At 29.0% G+C, this 14,747-nt stretch carries 13 protein-coding genes; 5 read left to right on the top strand and 8 right to left on the bottom strand.

Annotation, left to right across the window (positions count from 1 at the left end; genetic code table 11):
* Nucleotides 1-67: 67 nt before the first annotated feature.
* The 6 genes from RT575_RS09135 to RT575_RS09110 all read right to left on the bottom strand — a co-directional run bounded on the left by RT575_RS09135 (nucleotide 68) and on the right by RT575_RS09110 (nucleotide 5,995).
* Nucleotides 68-886: a GLPGLI family protein gene (locus tag RT575_RS09135; RefSeq protein WP_313386330.1), complete on the bottom strand. Its 819-nt coding sequence runs from the start codon at nucleotides 884-886 to the stop codon at nucleotides 68-70.
* Between the two features lie 52 nt (nucleotides 887-938).
* Nucleotides 939-1,193 (bottom strand): hypothetical protein, encoded by a 255-nt coding sequence (locus tag RT575_RS09130; protein ID WP_313580323.1) that lies wholly within the window; start codon nucleotides 1,191-1,193, stop codon nucleotides 939-941.
* A 159-nt stretch (nucleotides 1,194-1,352) separates the two neighbouring features.
* Entirely contained in the window at nucleotides 1,353-2,204 is an 852-nt protein-coding gene (locus RT575_RS09125; RefSeq protein WP_313580321.1) for a GLPGLI family protein, read from the bottom strand.
* Nucleotides 2,205-2,438: 234 nt separating this feature from the next.
* On the bottom strand, nucleotides 2,439-3,209 hold the full coding sequence (locus RT575_RS09120) for a succinate dehydrogenase/fumarate reductase iron-sulfur subunit (RefSeq protein ID WP_313580319.1): 771 nt from the start codon (nucleotides 3,207-3,209) through the stop codon (nucleotides 2,439-2,441).
* Between the two features lie 60 nt (nucleotides 3,210-3,269).
* Nucleotides 3,270-5,282 (bottom strand): fumarate reductase/succinate dehydrogenase flavoprotein subunit, encoded by a 2,013-nt coding sequence (locus tag RT575_RS09115; protein ID WP_313580317.1) that lies wholly within the window; start codon nucleotides 5,280-5,282, stop codon nucleotides 3,270-3,272.
* 20 nt (nucleotides 5,283-5,302) lie between these two features.
* Nucleotides 5,303-5,995: a succinate dehydrogenase cytochrome b subunit gene (locus tag RT575_RS09110; RefSeq protein WP_313376849.1), complete on the bottom strand. Its 693-nt coding sequence runs from the start codon at nucleotides 5,993-5,995 to the stop codon at nucleotides 5,303-5,305.
* Nucleotides 5,996-6,202: 207 nt separating this feature from the next.
* Between RT575_RS09110 and RT575_RS09105 the strand changes: the two genes are divergently transcribed.
* Both RT575_RS09105 and mtgA read left to right on the top strand, forming a co-directional pair.
* Nucleotides 6,203-6,619, top strand: a complete 417-nt coding sequence (locus RT575_RS09105; protein ID WP_313386326.1) for an OsmC family protein — start codon at nucleotides 6,203-6,205, stop codon at nucleotides 6,617-6,619.
* 78 nt (nucleotides 6,620-6,697) lie between these two features.
* Nucleotides 6,698-7,366, top strand: coding sequence for a monofunctional biosynthetic peptidoglycan transglycosylase (mtgA, locus tag RT575_RS09100; protein ID WP_313580315.1), 669 nt, complete (start codon nucleotides 6,698-6,700; stop codon nucleotides 7,364-7,366).
* A 16-nt stretch (nucleotides 7,367-7,382) separates the two neighbouring features.
* Here mtgA and RT575_RS09095 read toward each other — a convergent pair whose 3' ends face one another.
* Nucleotides 7,383-7,880 (bottom strand): GNAT family N-acetyltransferase, encoded by a 498-nt coding sequence (locus RT575_RS09095; protein ID WP_313386324.1) that lies wholly within the window; start codon nucleotides 7,878-7,880, stop codon nucleotides 7,383-7,385.
* A gap of 229 nt (nucleotides 7,881-8,109) precedes the next feature.
* On the opposite strand from RT575_RS09095, the gene guaA reads away from it, so the two are divergent.
* The 3 genes from guaA (at nucleotide 8,110) to RT575_RS09080 (ending at nucleotide 13,008) form a co-directional block, all read left to right on the top strand.
* A complete protein-coding gene (gene guaA, locus RT575_RS09090) occupies nucleotides 8,110-9,642 on the top strand; it encodes a glutamine-hydrolyzing GMP synthase (protein WP_313386323.1) in 1,533 nt (510 codons plus the stop codon).
* A gap of 319 nt (nucleotides 9,643-9,961) precedes the next feature.
* Entirely contained in the window at nucleotides 9,962-11,215 is a 1,254-nt protein-coding gene (locus RT575_RS09085; RefSeq protein WP_313580312.1) for a hypothetical protein, read from the top strand.
* A gap of 65 nt (nucleotides 11,216-11,280) precedes the next feature.
* Nucleotides 11,281-13,008, top strand: a complete 1,728-nt coding sequence (locus RT575_RS09080; RefSeq protein WP_313580310.1) for a VanW family protein — start codon at nucleotides 11,281-11,283, stop codon at nucleotides 13,006-13,008.
* A gap of 126 nt (nucleotides 13,009-13,134) precedes the next feature.
* Here the strand turns inward: RT575_RS09080 and RT575_RS09075 are convergent, their stop codons facing one another.
* Nucleotides 13,135-14,631 carry an aminoacyl-histidine dipeptidase gene (locus tag RT575_RS09075; RefSeq protein ID WP_313580309.1) on the bottom strand — a complete coding sequence of 499 codons (1,497 nt, stop codon included), beginning with the start codon at nucleotides 14,629-14,631 and terminating at the stop codon, nucleotides 13,135-13,137.
* Nucleotides 14,632-14,747 lie beyond the last annotated feature (116 nt).

Raw genomic sequence — 14,747 nt, 5'->3', positions numbered from 1 at the left:
TAGAAAAAGCAGTCTTATGTGTAAGAAAGTTTATTTAAATTAACTGTATTCTTAGAAAATAAAAATATTATAATAATTTTGGAATGTTAATATCTAAATACCTAGTCTTTTTATTATGGTATGTATTTTCTAACTTTTTATATCTTTCTTCATCTACTGAAACACCTGAAGCTTCTAAAAACTTCATAGGATTATTATTAAAATCATCAAAAGCCAATTTAAAATTAATAGGAGATAAATTTTTACTTTGGTTTAATTTTTTGTTAAAGATTAATTTTACTATTTCAAAATTATCAACTTTTTTAATCGATTTTAATTCCCATTTAAAATAATCCTGAGAATCATTTAATTTTATAATTGTTCCAGGTAATCCAACAAATATATATGGAGCTAAAGAAATAGGTATATCTTCAGAATACCAAGCTTCCCATTTTCTACCTAGATAATATGTTGTAGCTAATTTAACTTTATAAGATGAAATAGTATCTACTTTATTAGTTATCTCCCATTGTGGTTCTTCAATTTTTTTAGTAAAATTATATCCATCCATTAGCCTATTTGCTAGAACAGTTAAATTATTATTACTAACTTTTATACCTACACGTAAATTTGTTTTTGGAGAATTTAAAAGCTTAGTATAAATATCCTTATAATGTGTTCCCTTTTTTTCTTCAAAAAATTGAATAGTATCTTTTGTAAATGCATTCTCAGATAAATAGTAATAATCAGTATTATTTCCTATAACAAAAACATTTTCATTAATCAATTTATCTTTTTTAATACTATCACTATGTGAAATATAATCATAAACCAATTGGTAATTTGATTGAGCTTTAATTGAATTTGTAAAAAGAAATAATATATATATATAAATAATTTTTTTCATAATCTTATAAAAAATTATAACTCTACTGAAAGAGTTATAATTTTAATTAGTTTTAATCTTCACAAAAAATTTCTGCGTATTCTTCTATTTTGTCTGTCTTCCATGGTTCATCACTATTTTGACAAAAAGTAAATATACCTCCACAATGATCTTCGAAGTTATCACATTTCTTATTTGAAAATTCAGCGGTTTGAGAATTATTTGATTTTAATTCATCTATAGCATCATAATCATTGTAATTTATTTGATTCGCGAAAGCAAATGTTCCTATAAGTGCAAAAGCACTTGCAAATAATTTTTTTTTCATTTTGTTTTTAAATTTAGAGTTAATAAAAATATTAGGTGTTAACACATTGATTTTGTATATCAATAACACTAATATAATAATAAAAAAAAACAATAATAATTAAAAGGATATTTTATTTTAGTTGTAAAAAAATAATTAAAGATTATTTATTACAAATTTTTATTCTAGCTCAATAGGATTATAAGGTATAGGTTTAATTAATTCTTCAACTCCTGGAGAAGAATATGATTTACCAAGAAATTCTTCAGGATTATCATAGAAATTTTGAAGTCCTTTTTCAAATTCTTTTCTATCAATTTTCTTCTTAGAATAAAGATTATCAATATATATAGACATTTTATCAAAATTAATTGCTTCTAAAGAAAAATGATGTTCCTTATTATTATCATATATTTCTAATATTAATCCTGGTAAACCACCAAAAATATATGGACCAAAACTTAATGGAATATCTTCAGTATAGTAAGCTATCCATTTTCTTCCTGCATAATTTAATGTAGCTTCTTTACAATAATAATTACCAATTTTTTTTGTGTTAGAGTTAAGCTTCCAATCTAATTTATATTTGCCATAATTATATTGAAACTTATTAGTATGAATATTATTTTGAAAAACAAATTGAAATTCTCCATCAATAAATTGACCGAAAATAATTGGTTTAAATTTTACTTTTCTTCTAAATTTAAATAAATAATTTACATCATTAATAGTATAATTAGTTTTGGATTTATTAATAGAATCTAAAGCCCTTTCATATAAAAACCTATTATAATCATAAAATTTAGTGTAATCTTTTCCAATTGATAACAAAGTCAATGCTTCATTTTTTTTTAAAGTTTCTTTATCATTTATATAAGTATATTTATAAAAGGCATTGGTGTTTGATTCTTCTAATTCTTTTTTTTCAAAATTTTGTTTTTGAAAAGTTGTACCAATTGGAAATTTTATTTCTTGAGCATTTACATTTACATAGATATTAAATATTAGTATTAGATATAATTGTATTTTCATAAGTTTTTTTTAAAGAATTATAGCTATTATAAAAGAGCTATAAAATATTAAATTAACATTTTTTATATTGATTAACAAAATATTAGCAATAATATTTTTGTTGGATAGTTTGAGAGAAGGATTCGCGATGTAAGCAACAGTAATGTTGCGTTTTATTCTAAGTTAATAAATAAAAAACGGCAACTTCATCATGAAGTTGCCGTTTTATATATGAAAAATATTCTGTAAGGATAATTATTCTTGAGAAACAATTTTCGCTGATAAATACTCACGGTTCATACGTGCGATATTATCTAATGAAATTCCTTTAGGACATTCAACTTCACAAGCACCTGTATTTGTACAGTTACCGAAACCTTCTAAGTCCATTTGTGCAACCATTTTTTGTGCACGACGAGAAGCTTCTACTTGTCCTTGTGGTAATAATGCAAACTGAGAAACTTTTGCTCCTACGAATAACATAGCAGATCCGTTTTTACAAGTTGCAACACAAGCACCACAACCAATACAAGTTGCAGCATCGAATGCTTCGTCTGCAGCTTTTTTGTTTACAGGAATGTTGTTAGCATCTACAGAACGTCCAGAAGTGTTTACAGAAATGTAACCACCAGCTTGTTGGATACGGTCGAAAGAAGAACGGTCAACAATTAAATCTTTAATCACTGGGAATGCAGCAGATCTCCATGGTTCAATATAAATTGTTTCACCATCTTTGAACATACGCATGTGTAATTGACAAGTTGTAACTCCTCTATCTGGTCCGTGTGCTTCTCCATTGATAAATAAAGAACACATTCCGCAGATACCTTCACGACAATCGTGGTCGAAAGCAACTGGCTCTTTTCCTTCCTCAACTAATTGCTCGTTTAATAAATCAAGCATTTCTAAGAAAGAAGAATCAGTAGAAACATCTTTTAAGGAATATGTTTCCATTTTTCCTTGAGCATTAGCGTTTTTTTGACGCCAAATTTTCAGCGTGATGCTGATTGTTTTTGATGATGCCATAATTCTATATGATATTTTGACATTTTGCTTAATGATTTTTTATTAAGCAAAATGATTTTATTATTTATAACTACGAGTTTTTAACTCAATATATTTGTAATTCAATTCCTCTTTGTGTAATACCTCAGTATTAATGTCGTCTCCTTTATATTCCCAAGCAGCAACATAAGTATAGTTCGCATCATCACGTAATGCTTCACCTTCTTCTGTTTGGTATTCTTCACGGAAGTGACCACCACAAGATTCATTACGGTTAAGAGCATCGATAGCCATTAACTGTCCTAATTCTAAGAAATCTGCAACACGTCCAGCTTTCTCTAATTCAGTATTCATTCCGTCAGCTTCACCAGTAACTTTTACATCACGGTAGAATTCTTCACGTAAAGCAGCGATTTCAGCAATAGCTTCTTTTAATCCTTTTTCGTTACGAGCCATACCAACTTTGTTCCACATGATTAATCCTAAACGTTTGTGGAAACTATCTACTGTTTTAGTTCCTTTATTACTTAAGAAATGTTGAATTTGATCTTTAACAGCTTTTTCAGCTTCGTCAAATTCTGGCGTATTTGTAGGAATTTGTCCTGTACGAATATCAGCAGATAAATAATCAGCAATTGTATATGGTAATACAAAATATCCATCAGCTAAACCTTGCATTAGGGCAGAAGCACCTAATCTGTTTGCTCCGTGGTCAGAGAAGTTAGCTTCACCAGCTACGAAACATCCAGGAATTGTAGACATTAAGTTGTAATCAACCCAAACACCACCCATTGTATAGTGAATAGCTGGGTAAATACGCATTGGGTTTTCGTATGGATTCTCATCTGTAATTTTCCAATACATTTGGAATAAGTTTCCATATTTCTCTTCAATCCATTTTTTACCAAGACTTTGTATTTTTTCTGCAGAAGGATTTTGATCTCCATTAGCAAAAGCTACTTCACGACCTTTTTTCTTGATTTCTTCTGTAAAGTCTAAGTAAACACCTTCACCTGTTTCGTTTGCTTCAATACCGTAACCAGCATCAGAACGTTCTTTTGCTGCACGAGATGCAACGTCACGAGGTACTAAGTTACCAAAAGCAGGGTAACGTCTTTCTAAGTAGTAATCTCTGTCTTCTTCTTTGATGTCAACAGCTTTTTTCTTACCAGCACGGATAGCTTCAGCATCTTCTTTCTTTTTAGGAACCCAGATACGCCCAGAGTTACGTAAAGATTCAGACATCAATGTTAATTTAGATTGATTTGTACCGTGGATTGGAATACAAGTTGGGTGAATTTGTACATAACATGGGTTAGCAAAATAAGCACCTTTTTTGTGAATTTTCCAAGCAGCAGTTACGTTAGAACCCATTGCATTAGAAGATAAGAAATATACGTTTCCATAACCACCTGTAGCAACAACTACAGCGTGTGCAGAATGTCTTTCTATTTCTCCTGTAACTAAGTTACGAGCGATGATACCACGTGCTTTTCCATCTACAATAACCAAATCTAACATTTCGTGACGGTTATACATTTGTATATGTCCTAAATGAATTTGGTAGTTCATTGCAGAATATGCACCTAATAATAACTGTTGTCCTGTTTGTCCTTTTGCATAGAATGTACGAGAAACCTGTACACCACCAAAAGAGCGGTTATCTAATAACCCACCATAATCACGTGCAAAAGGAACTCCTTGCATTACACATTGATCGATAATGTTACCAGAAACTTCAGCCAAACGATAAACGTTAGACTCACGAGCGCGGTAATCACCACCTTTTATAGTATCGTAGAATAAACGATAGATAGAATCGTTATCTCCTTTATAGTTTTTAGCAGCATTAATACCTCCTTGTGCAGCAATAGAGTGAGCACGACGAGGAGAATCTTGGTAACAGAAAGCTTTAACTTTGTAACCTAACTCTGCCAATGTAGCAGCAGCAGATCCACCAGCTAAACCTGTACCAACAATAATAACATCAATTTTATCACGGTTATTTGGAGCTACTAAGTTTAAGTGAGCTTTATGCTCGCTCCATTGTTTTGCGATATCTCCTTGTGGAGATTTAGAATCTAATATACTCATTTTTTGATATTATTTTTTAATTATTTAACAAAAAAATGGTAAACAGCAATGATGATGAATCCTGCTGGAATTAAAATAGAATACCATTTTCCGAAAGCAACAATTGCTGGAGTGTATTTACTATGTCTTGCACCAATAGATTGGAATGCAGAAGCAAAACCATGTTGTAAGTGTAATGATAAGAATACAAATGCACCAATGTAAATCACTAAACGAACAAAGCTAACAGCTCCATCTAAAGTAAATACATGATGAACGTGATCCATAAAGAAATTACCTTGTCCAAACTCAGGGTTTTGAGTAATATAATGTTCAGTAATTGTAGGAACCCAAAAGTCATAAAGGTGTAATAATAAGAAAATTAAAATTACACTTCCAGAAATAAGCATGTTTCTTGACATCCAAGAAGCATTTGCGGCACCGTTGTATTTTTCATAAGCTACAGCTCCACGCGCTTTTTTGTTTTGAGCTTCTAAAATGAATCCCATAAAGAAGTGATAAATAACTCCAATTAGCAATATAGGTTGCATTAAATATTGGATGAAAGGATTGTCGCTCATAAAAGCTGACACTTTATTAAACCCATCAGGATTAATAACTGATAATGCATTAATCACGAAATGTTGTAATAAGAACACTAATAAGAATAACGCTGAAAGCGCCATAGTGAACTTTTTACCAATCGATGATTTTAGTAATGATTCATTTGCCATAAAGCAATACGTTTAAATTTTTTAGATATGCACAAATTTAATCAAGAGAATACTCTCCGGACAATGAATAATATCAGTAGATTGCTAGTTTTACTTAGTTTAGAACGATTCTTATTTAGCTTCGTTGTTTTATGAATTTTACTTCATCAGAAAGTAGTAACTTTGTTTTGTAAAATGTAATTTTCAAATTTAATAATTATTGAATAAATGAAAGTAGAATTAAATAGAGTTAATAATGCATCTCATTATGAGGCTAGTGCAGCGAGTTCTTCTGTTAAGGTAAATATAGACGGACCTGAATCTATTGGTGGAGAAGGTAAAGGTGTTCGACCAATGGAATTAGTTTTAATTGCTTTAGGAAGTTGTAGTGTTTTTGATTTGAATGAAATATTAAAAAAACAGAGACAAGTCATTGAGGATATAAAAGTTGAAGTAGAAGGAAAGAGAAGAGATGAAATTCCTAATATTTTTACTAATATTCATATTAAATTTTCTTTAAAAGGGGATATAAATCTTGAAAAAGCAAATAAAGCTGCAGAATTAGCTGTAAAAAAATACTGTAGTGTACATGATATGTTAGCCAATGGTGGTGTTGATATTACATATGAGATTAATGTAATTTAATTAAGGATTTTATATATTTTTATTTTACAAATCAAAATATCATATAAATTTGCTTCCTATTTTAGATTAAAATAAAACATGTTTAAATTTGTTCGTAAAGTAATTTTTTACTTTTTTGTAATTCATATTTTATATATAGTTGTTTTAAAATGGATTAATCCTCCATTTACAATTACTCAAGTTCAACAAATGTTTGAGCAAGGCAAATTAAAAAGAGACTATATATCTTATGATGAAATGGGAGATAATATAAAAATTGCTGTTGTAAGTTCTGAAGATCAGAAATTTCCTGTTCATAATGGTTTTGATATTGATGGAATTCAAAAAGCTATTGAGAAAAATAAGTCAGGGAAAAAATTACACGGTGGTTCAACAATCTCTCAGCAAGTAGCAAAAAATGTATTTCTTTGGCAAGGTCGTTCTTGGTTAAGAAAAGGATTAGAAGTTTATTTCACTTTTATGATAGAAAAAATTTGGAGTAAACAAAGAATCCTTGAGATGTATTTAAATACATCAGAAATGGGAATAGGTGTTTTTGGAATTGAAGCTGCTTCGGAATATTATTTTAATAAACCAGCAAAAGATTTAACTAAAAATGAAGCTGCACGAATTGCTGCTGCATTACCATTACCGCGAAAGTATAACGTAAATCCTCCATCACCTTTTATTAGTAGAAGAGCTGCTAATATACAAAGACAAATGAGAAATTTACAAGGAAGCGCTGACTTACAAAAAATATTAAAATAATAAAAAAACGAGAAGATTAATCTTCTCGTTTTTTTATTTCCCATTTTATTTTAACTGCAGAAATAATTTCTGATTCTAACCTTGTTTCAGGAATTTCAATAAACTCATTTTTATTGTAAAAAGATAAAGGAGATAAATAATTTTCTCCATTAGCTTTTACATCATTTTCATGATCGATTACCCAACCATTTAGCTCGTCAGAATACATTTTTAAACGATCTAATAATTTACTTCCAATTCCTTTACGATGCAAATCATTAGATATAATAATGGCAAACCATTTTTCATAATCTTTTTCGAAAACAACAGCCCAACCTTTTATTTGGTTATTTTCATCTACAATAAATAAATGCTGTGCATCTATAAGGCCTTGTAGGTATTTTTCTAATTCTTCAGAATTATTAAAAGCTAATTGAATTGGATATTCATTGTTCCATAATTCAAGAATATATTTTTTATGAATTTCATTCAAAAGTGTGAACGAATAAATTTCATAAGAACTGCTTGTCGACATTTATCAATGTTTGTATTTAATCTTTAAAGATATGAAATATTTATGCATTGTTATTTGAATAATTTTTAATTAAAAAAGTCTAAATTTTATAAAATCATTTTTTATCATCATATATAATAACTTACAAAATAATTTATGTTTACAACTCTGTTGAAAAAAATATAATTTTGAATAGAATAAAATTGGATTAAAACCGAATTCCACTTAATTTTGCACAAAGACAAACGCAATGACGCAAGGAATTATTATTTTAGACTTTGGCTCGCAATACAATCAATTAATTGCTCGTCGAATTCGAGAATTTGGAGTTTACACAGAGATTATTCCATACAACACTTCACTAGAAGAAATTAAAAAACACAATCCAAAAGGTATTATTTTATCAGGAGGTCCTTCATCTGTTTTTGGAGAAGAAGCTGCTTTGGTAGAGAAAGAATTGTTTGAATTAGGAGTTCCAGTTTTAGGAATTTGCTACGGAATGCAATTAATTTCTCATTTATTAGGAGGAGAAGTAAAAAAAGGTGTTAAAGGAGAATATGGTAAATCTGAATTAACAGTATTAAATAATAATAGCTTATTCCAAAATGTACCAGAAAAATCTACAGTTTGGATGAGTCATTTTGATGAAGTTATTAGCGCACCAGAAGGGTTTGTAGTTTCAGGAAAATCAAATATCGATATCGCTTCTTTAGCAAATGAAGAACGTAAAATATTTGCAGTACAATTTCATCCAGAAGTAACACATTCAGAATTTGGAACACAAATGTTACAAAACTTTGTTTTTGATATTTGTCAAGCAGAGAAAAATTGGGTGTTATCAGATTTCATAGAAACAGAAATACAAAGAATAAAAAATGTAGTTGGCGACAAAAAAGTTATTTTAGGACTTTCTGGAGGAGTAGATTCTTCTGTTGCAGCTGTTCTTATTCACCGTGCAATTGGAGACCAATTAACATGTATTTTTGTTGATACAGGTTTACTAAGAAAAGATGAAGGGAAAAAAGTAATGGAAAATTACGGAAAACACTTCAAAATGAACATCAAAATGGTTGATGCTTCAGAACGTTTCTTAACGAGTCTAAAAGGAGTAGATGAGCCAGAAGCGAAACGTAAAGCAATCGGAAAAGATTTCGTTGCAGTTTTCGACGAAGAATCTAAGAAATTCGATGATGCTTCATTCTTAGCACAAGGAACAATTTATCCAGATGTTATCGAATCTCAATCTGTAAAAGGACCATCAGCAACAATCAAATCTCACCATAACGTAGGAGGATTACCAGAAGAAATGAAATTACAGCTTCTAGAACCTTTACGTGAATTATTCAAAGACGAAGTTCGTAAAGTAGGAGTAGAGTTAGGTATTCCTCGCGAATTAGTTTATCGTCATCCATTCCCAGGACCAGGATTAGGAATCCGTGTATTAGGGGAAGTAGACGAAGAAAAAGTAAGAATATTACAAGAGGCAGATCAAATTTTTATCGATGAATTATATGCACATAATTTATACGATGAAGTTTCGCAAGCATTCGTTGTTTTATTACCTGTAAAATCTGTAGGTGTAATGGGAGATGAGCGTACTTACGAATATACGGCAGTTGTTCGTTCTGCTAATACAATAGATTTTATGACGGCTACATGGTCAAAATTACCTTATGAATTTTTAGAATTAGTTTCAAACAGAATCATAAACGAGGTAAAAGGAATCAACCGTGTTGCTTACGATATTAGTTCTAAACCACCAGCAACTATCGAGTGGGAGTAAATCTAATATTGAAATATCCAATTCAATTTTAAGAAAGCTTAAATAATTATATAGCATAAAAAGGACGAAAAATTATTTTTCGTCCTTTTGTTTTTGGACGTTCCCTTCGGTCTGGCTTTACGCTGTTATCTTTTCTAATTGATTCTTGAGTAAATGTTGTAATTTTTTCAATTAGAAAAGGATTTTCACTTCAATCCCTAACGCAAATTCGTATAAATCAAGAAAGTTCTCATTGTAAAGAATTATTATCTTTATTTAAATTTTTTAATGTTTTTAATATCCTTTATTGTTCTACATTCGCATTTATATTATTTTATTAATGAAAACAATTTTTAATTTTTTAGTTATTTTAATTTCTATTTCAGCTTTTTCTCAAAATAAACTAAGTTATTTAAAGAAAAATAGTTTTGATATTTCTGATAAAAAATTCATTTTTCCTGAATCAAATTTTAATATTATAGGTTTTGGTGCTTATCACGGTAGTGAAAAAACAGAAGATGTAGAAATTGAAATTATAAAATCAGTCTTAAAAAAAACATCAATAAAATATTATCTTCCTGAAACAGATTTTAGCATTGCTCACTATTTCAACGATTTTTTGGTAAGAGGAGATACAATTCTTCTTAAAGATTTAATAATACAATATGGAATTCGTGTTCCACAAGAAAGAACGATTGAAGTATATAATAAGTGGAAAGATCTAAAAAAAATTAATGATAATTTACCAGAGAGAAATAAGGTTAAAGTTCTCGGGATTGATTTACTTGTTAGTAATAAATACGTATCAAAACATATTTTAGAAATAGTTAAAAATCAAAATAATCAGTTTCCTATTTTAAGTGAAATTAATCAAATGGTGAAAACTGATACAACTTCTTATTCAACAGAAAATACTAGTTTTTCCTCAATACTTTTAAAGAAATTTATAACTGATTATGAAAATAACTCAGAGAAATATGAAAAAAATATTACGAATAAATTTGAATTTAATCAAATATTGAAAAATTTAAAAATTTCTTTTTCAGATAAATCAGAAAGGGAAAAAACTATGTATGAAAATTATCTAATTTTTAGCTCTGAATATAATTTTAAGGAAAATCCTCAATTTTTAAGAATGGGATTTTTTCATTTGGAGAAATCTAGGGAAGGAAAAAATGGTTATCTATCATTTTTTACAAGATTGATTGAAAATAAGATATATTCTAAAGAAAAAGTAATTTCAATTATTGGTTTTTTAACAAAAAGTGAAGTTCTTTGGGATGAGAAATATAATGGAGAACAATATATTGGATACACAACAGAAGGAGGATTTGGAATTGGAGATTATGAAAAGGAATATTTTAGAGGAATTCAGAATCTTAAAGATGCTAAAATATCTGATGAAACACTATTTCGATTAAATAAAAAAAACTCTCCATATTTAACGAAAGTTCCAGATTTAATTGAAGTTATTATGACAGATAGTGACTCAAATAGTAATAGAGTTATTAAAACTTCAACATTAGATTATTTGGATTATGCCATTTTAATTTCTAATTCTAAAGCAAGTGTTCCAATTTTTGAAATGAAATAAACATAATTTTATTAGATATATTAATAATAAAAAACTTTTATATTTATAGTACAAGTAATTATTTGATGGATAAAAATGAGTTAACAGAAAAACATAGTTTTATAAATGACACGTTGTTTAAATTAAAAATATTTGTCCTTACAATTCAACGTTTTTCAAAAAATATAATTTCTCCAATTAATAAATTTACAGATAGTAAAAAATTAGTGAATGAGTCAGTTATTGCTTTTTCTGAAAGTGACCTTTGGAATCCTTATGATAATAAAGAAAACTGGATATTGACTGCAGGAAAAATCGAAAATTTACGTATAGCTTCAAAAAAATTGAATGGGCTTGAGATTAAAGCAAATAGTGTATTTAGTTTTTGGCGACATATTGGAAATCCAAATATAGGACAAGGATATGTTGTTGGGAGAGAGATTAGAGAAGGATGTGTTGTTCCAACAGTAGCTGGAGGTCTCTGCCAACTTTCAAATGCATTGTATGACGCTGCTTTAAATGCGAATTTTGATATAGTTGAAAGACATAAACATACAAAAATAATTAAAGGTTCTCTTGCAGAGAAAGATAGAGATGCAACTGTAAAATGGAATTACATTGACTTACGTTTTAAGTCCAATTTTGATTTTAGAATAGAAACCAAATTAACTTCTGATAAGTTAATCGTTAGTTTTAGAAGTACACAAAAGAATATTAAATCAACAACGGACAATTTTAATTTACAACAATCAAATAAAATTAATGATTGTTATTCTTGTGGTAATTTTGCATGTTTTAAACATCCTGATAGAAGTTCTATAAAACAAGAAATAGCAACTACAACATTTATTCTTGATGAAAAATGGGATGAGTTTGATGATTATGTTAATTCAACTGCAACCGAAAGTGATACTTTTATTTTACCTCTTCAAAAAAATAGTTTGATAAAATCTGACCGTTATTCATGGAAAGCTATAAAATCACAGAATATAAAAGTAACAACTTTACAAGGAATATATCGTGCTATTAAATTAAGATTTAGTTCTAAATCCAATAATATTTTTCAATTGAATCTAAAATTAGATGAGAAAATAGCAAAAGCAGTAGCACGAAAAATACCTTTAGAAACAACACACTTGGTTATTTCACAAAATTTACTTCCATTTATTTATAAAACAGGTGTTTTAGGAGGGAGAACATTTGATGTTTTAATGACAAGGTTACCTGTTTATGAATTACATAGTAGACTTAATTTTGCTCATTCTCGACATCTAGAAAGTTCTACTTTAAATGATTTTCGAGCATCAAATGAATTAGAATTAATTGAAAAAGAAGCTTTGAAAAAAGCAAGAAAAATTATAACACCTCATACTGAAATTGCATCACTTTTTAGTGATAAAGTTCAGAAATTAGATTGGCAACTTCCGATACAAAATGATATTAATTCAAAAGGAAATAAAATACTTTTTCCAGCTTCTGCATTGGGTAAGAAAGGCGCTTATGAAATTAAACAACTCGCACAAGAATTGAATTTAGTTTTGGTTGTTTCAGGATCGAAAATGGAAAACTTAAATTTTTTGGAGGATGTAAAAATAGAAAAATTTGATGGAAATTTTAATGAAATAGGTTTAGTTATCTATCCAACATATATAGAGCACCAACCAAGACAAGTTTTAAAAGCTATTTCTATGGGGATTCCTGTAATAACAACAACAGCTTGTGGAATTGATGTTTCGGATAAGGTTAAAATTGTTGAGTTAGGTAATTATAAACAATTGAAAGATGAGGTTTTAAACTCAAAGATGATTATTTAATTTTATTCTTTGTTTGTGAATCATATATTTCTATTATTTTATAAAAATCAAAATAATAAATTACATTTATTAATACAAAAAAAATCGGAAGCGTAAACTTCCGATTTTAATTAATTCTTATTTTGATTAGATGTTTTTAGAGTTTGCACAACTGTAATCTATTGGACCATCTGTAGGAATTTCTTTCAAAATTTCTAATAAATATTTCCAGAATTTTTGAACAGATACAATTTCTACTCTTTCGTCTGGTGAATGTGCTCCTGAGATATTAGGACCAAAAGAAATCATGTCTAAACCAGGATAATTAGTACCAATGATACCACATTCTAATCCTGCGTGACAAGCAACAACTTTAGGTTCTTCGCCATTGTTTTGTTTAATATAAATTTCTTTTAAGACTTCTAAAATTTCAGAATGTGGATTAGCTTTCCATCCTGGGTAAGAACCAGAGAATTTAACATCAAAACCACCTAACTCGAATGCTGCTTTTAATGTTTGTGCTAATGCTTCTTTACCAGATTCTATTGAAGAACGAGTAAGACAAAGAACTCTAGATTTACCATTGATGACTTCTACACGAGCAACATTGTTAGATGTTTCTACTAAACCTTCTACATCTGGACTCATTCGATAAACTCCATTGAATGCAGCCAAAATTGTTTGAATAAAAGTTTTAGAGTCTGTTGTAGATATAGCATTTTCTAGAGCAGTTTCTTCTAAAGTAATAACCATTTTCGGTTCTTTAGTTGCGTATTCTTCGATTATTTCTGCTCTTAGAGCTTCGTATGCTTCTTTGAATGCATCTATATTTGTATTTGGAATCACAATATTTGCCCAAGATTCGCGAGGAATAGCATTACGTAAACTACCACCTTCTAGATGAGAAATTTGTATTCCAAATTCGATACCTGCATTTAATAAACGAGCGATTAATTTATTTGAGTTTCCTAAACCTTCGTGAATTTGCATTCCTGAATGGCCTCCGTTTAAACCTTTTAATGTTAAAATGAATGCTGTAGCATCTTTAGGAGATTCTTCTTTATATGTTTTTGTTGCAGTAACATCAACTCCACCAGCACAACCGATATCTAATTCGTCATCTTCTTCTGTATCAAGATTAAGTAATATTTTACCAGATAAGAAGCCTGCTTTTAAACCTAATGCACCAGTCATTCCAGTTTCTTCATCAATTGTAAAAAATGCTTCGATTGCTGGATGAGGAATATTTTTAGATTCTAAAACAGCCATAATGGTAGCTACACCAATTCCGTTATCTGCACCAAGGGTAGTACCGTTTGCAGTAACAAATCTGTTGTCTTCTATGTACATTTCAATTCCTTGTGTATCAAAATTGAAATTAACATCATTATTTTTTTGACAAACCATGTCCAAGTGAGATTGCATCACAACTTTTTTACGGTCTTCCATTCCTGGATATGCAGATTTTTTAATTAAAACATTACCAACCTCATCAGTTTCTACTTTTAATCCTAAGTCTTCACCGAATTTGATGATAAATTCACGTACTTTTTCTTCTTTTTTAGATGGTCTTGGAACAGAATTCAATGCAGAAAAGTTTTTCCATATTGCTTTTGGTTCTAAGTTTAGAATATCGTTGTTCATTGTTTCTAATTTTTCTTGTTCAAAGTTACGGATTTGCTCTTATATAGAAGAATGAAACAAAATTAAAATTAGGAAATTTAGATTGAATTTTAATTTAATATAAAAAATAAAACCCA

The sequence above is a fragment of the Chishuiella sp. genome (genome assembly GCF_032109125.1).
GTDB lineage: Bacteria > Bacteroidota > Bacteroidia > Flavobacteriales > Weeksellaceae > Empedobacter.
This window is presented reverse-complemented; position numbering and strand designations above follow the sequence as displayed.

Coding starts and splice junctions, on each gene's coding strand:
- RT575_RS09135 (WP_313386330.1), bottom strand. CDS start 886: ATGAAAAAAATTATTTATATATATATATTATTTCTTTTTACAAATTCA.
- RT575_RS09130 (WP_313580323.1), bottom strand. CDS start 1,193: ATGAAAAAAAAATTATTTGCAAGTGCTTTTGCACTTATAGGAACATTT.
- RT575_RS09125 (WP_313580321.1), bottom strand. CDS start 2,204: ATGAAAATACAATTATATCTAATACTAATATTTAATATCTATGTAAAT.
- RT575_RS09120 (WP_313580319.1), bottom strand. CDS start 3,209: ATGGCATCATCAAAAACAATCAGCATCACGCTGAAAATTTGGCGTCAA.
- RT575_RS09115 (WP_313580317.1), bottom strand. CDS start 5,282: ATGAGTATATTAGATTCTAAATCTCCACAAGGAGATATCGCAAAACAA.
- RT575_RS09110 (WP_313376849.1), bottom strand. CDS start 5,995: ATGGCAAATGAATCATTACTAAAATCATCGATTGGTAAAAAGTTCACT.
- RT575_RS09105 (WP_313386326.1), top strand. CDS start 6,203: ATGAAAGTAGAATTAAATAGAGTTAATAATGCATCTCATTATGAGGCT.
- mtgA (WP_313580315.1), top strand. CDS start 6,698: ATGTTTAAATTTGTTCGTAAAGTAATTTTTTACTTTTTTGTAATTCAT.
- RT575_RS09095 (WP_313386324.1), bottom strand. CDS start 7,880: ATGTCGACAAGCAGTTCTTATGAAATTTATTCGTTCACACTTTTGAAT.
- guaA (WP_313386323.1), top strand. CDS start 8,110: ATGACGCAAGGAATTATTATTTTAGACTTTGGCTCGCAATACAATCAA.
- RT575_RS09085 (WP_313580312.1), top strand. CDS start 9,962: ATGAAAACAATTTTTAATTTTTTAGTTATTTTAATTTCTATTTCAGCT.
- RT575_RS09080 (WP_313580310.1), top strand. CDS start 11,281: ATGGATAAAAATGAGTTAACAGAAAAACATAGTTTTATAAATGACACG.
- RT575_RS09075 (WP_313580309.1), bottom strand. CDS start 14,631: ATGAACAACGATATTCTAAACTTAGAACCAAAAGCAATATGGAAAAAC.